This window comes from Microcoleus sp. F10-B2 (assembly GCF_036704965.1).
In the GTDB taxonomy this organism is placed as follows: Bacteria; Cyanobacteriota; Cyanobacteriia; order Cyanobacteriales; family Microcoleaceae; genus Microcoleus.
Map to the genome: position 1 here is coordinate 1 of NZ_JAUBTB010000205.1, position 2,270 is coordinate 2,270.

A 2,270-nucleotide genomic window follows, 5' to 3' on the forward strand; every position below is an offset into this window, starting at 1 on the left:
CACTCGATGATGTCCAGCTTCTACTTGTTCATAATAGCTATACTCTCTACCTAAAAAATCTTCTTCTTGAGCTAATTCAAACCACTTTTTTACAGCTTGGTAGAGGAGTTTTTGATGAACTTGCTCAAAATGTTGGGTGTGATCGCTCTTTATATAGCCTTTCTCAGAAAGATGAGGTATGATGTAACTGACTTGAACGAAGTGAAAAATATAGAACCCGAAAATGTCATGCAGATCTAATTAAATGAGCGCTCACAGCATTTGCTCGACCCACAGCCTTCACTCGACTGACAACTATCAATGATTGTATCAAGTATCACACATTAGTAAAAATGAAAACTTATTCGATTGATTTTAGACAAAAAATTATGGATGTATACCATAATGAACCGCTGTCACAAAGAGCAATAGCCAACCGTTTTTGTGTAGCGCTTAGTTTCGTCCAAAAACTGATCAAACAGTATCGTGAAACCCTTGCATATTGCTCCTCGAACAGAGCGATGCGGAGTCAAATTAAAACTGAATGCAGAACAACTCCTGATTTTAGCCCAATTGATTGAAGAAAATAATGATGCGACTCTCGAAGAACTCCGTCCTAAACTCTACCAAAAAATTGGGTTTACCATCAGCGTAGCAACGATGGGAAGAATGGCAAAACTCTTAAACATGACCTTAAAAAAAAACTCTCTTCCCGTCAGACAAAGGCACTGACCGAGTTCAGAACCTGCGATACGAGTTTTGGCAAAAAATTCGACAAATTTGTTTGAAAGACTTAATATTCATTGATGAATCTGGAGTAAACTTGGCAATGGTTAGGTTATATGCTAGGTCTCTAAAAGGTTCAAGAGCCAAGGGGCCAAAACCAAATAAACGCGGCAGAAATGTCTCAATAATTGGAGCTATATCGGTCAACGAAATCCTAACATCCGTCAATTTAACAGGTACAACTGATACAATTACATTTGAGGCTTTTATTATACGAAAGCTAGTACCAAAACTCTGGAAAGGTGCTCGTATATTGATGGATAATTGTACTATTCATACCGGAGAAGAAATAGAAAAAGCCATCAAAAAGAAAGGGGCAAAATTAATATACTTGTCCCCCTATTCTCCCGACTTCTCACCAATTGAACATTTATGGTCAAAACTCAAAAACATTCTCCGTTCTATCAAGACGACTAATTATCGAGAATTAGCAAAAGCACTCTTAGTTTGCCTTCAATGAAGTTACATTATCCGATATGAGGAATTGGTTTACTCACTGCTGTTATTGTACCTCATCTATCTGAGAACTTACTTTTCACGGCATCTCTGAAAGGTAGAGTAGGAGGTCATTCTAGGCAAAAGGGGTAGATGGTGATATCATCTGGTTAAAATCAAGTAAAGGCAGGCAAAAATGTTGAACTGGTGGGAGAAAAATTTTGCAAGTTGTGAATTAGGAGATGAGAGATTAAACAAATTAGCCTATGCAATCGGCCAAGCCCTAAGCCAAGGGTTTGGGAAAGCATTGTCAGAAATATTCTCAAATGCAAACGAGCTAAAAAGAGCTTATGAGTTTTTGCCAACAGCAAAACAAAATTTGACAAAGTAATTAAACCTCACTGTCAAATGACCTGTGAAGCCGTGGAAGAATATGAAGTCGTATTATCCGTAGGAGATACCACCTTTCTAGATTATGGTAGCATTAAAGCCAAACGGGAAGGATATGGACCCACAGGCAACGGTGGCAACGGATTAATTTTACATAGTGCCTTGGCGCTCACCCCCGAACAAGGACAAGTAATGGGGCTGTTATGGCAAAAGCTCTGGAACCCTTGAGCGCAAAGAAAAGCCACCGCAGGATGAAACCGCAGCAGCCAAAAAACAACGACAGCTTTTCGCGCGAAAAGCTGCTCGTCAACGCCCATTTGAAGAAAAAGAGTCTTATCGATGGGTAGAAGCGATGACCGAAGTCGAGCATGAAGTCAGTAATAGTACCCGAGTCATTCATGTTTTCGACAGAGAAGGAGATATTACCGAAGTGTTCGACTCTTCACGTCAACTGAAACATACAGGAGTATTAGTACGTGCAGCCCATGACCGTAGTCTAGACCAGAATAGCGAACGTCTGTGGAAAAAGTTGGAATCGCAACCAATCAAATTTGAGCAGGAAATCAAAGTACCAGAAACTGGTAAACGTCAGGGAAGGATAGCGGGAGCATGTCACTTTTGCGATAAGTATTTATACTTGTGCAGTTTTTCGAGGTCTACCAATTAAGCCATTTAAGTAA

Annotated in this window: 3 protein-coding genes and 1 pseudogene; all 4 read left to right on the forward strand. The window is 39.8% G+C overall.

What is annotated here, in order from left to right:
• The coding region (locus QUA99_RS32590; protein ID WP_333245713.1) for a hypothetical protein at window positions 1-182 on the forward strand (182 nt) is incomplete at its 5' end.
• Between the two features lie 150 nt (window positions 183-332).
• Window positions 333-1,289 (forward strand): annotated as a pseudogene (locus QUA99_RS32595) (IS630 family transposase).
• 107 nt (window positions 1,290-1,396) lie between these two features.
• Window positions 1,397-1,591: an IS4/Tn5 family transposase DNA-binding protein gene (locus QUA99_RS32600; RefSeq protein WP_333245716.1), complete on the forward strand. Its 195-nt coding sequence runs from the start codon at window positions 1,397-1,399 to the stop codon at window positions 1,589-1,591.
• Between the two features lie 17 nt (window positions 1,592-1,608).
• Entirely contained in the window at window positions 1,609-1,818 is a 210-nt protein-coding gene (locus QUA99_RS33325) for a hypothetical protein (RefSeq protein ID WP_442923235.1), read from the forward strand.
• The last annotated feature ends 452 nt before the right edge of the window (window positions 1,819-2,270 follow it).

What these genes read in the sequence shown, in the direction of transcription:
- QUA99_RS32600 (WP_333245716.1), top strand. Translation starts at nt 1,397, where the DNA reads ATGTTGAACTGGTGGGAGAAAAATTTTGCAAGTTGTGAATTAGGAGAT.
- QUA99_RS33325 (WP_442923235.1), top strand. Translation starts at nt 1,609, where the DNA reads ATGACCTGTGAAGCCGTGGAAGAATATGAAGTCGTATTATCCGTAGGA.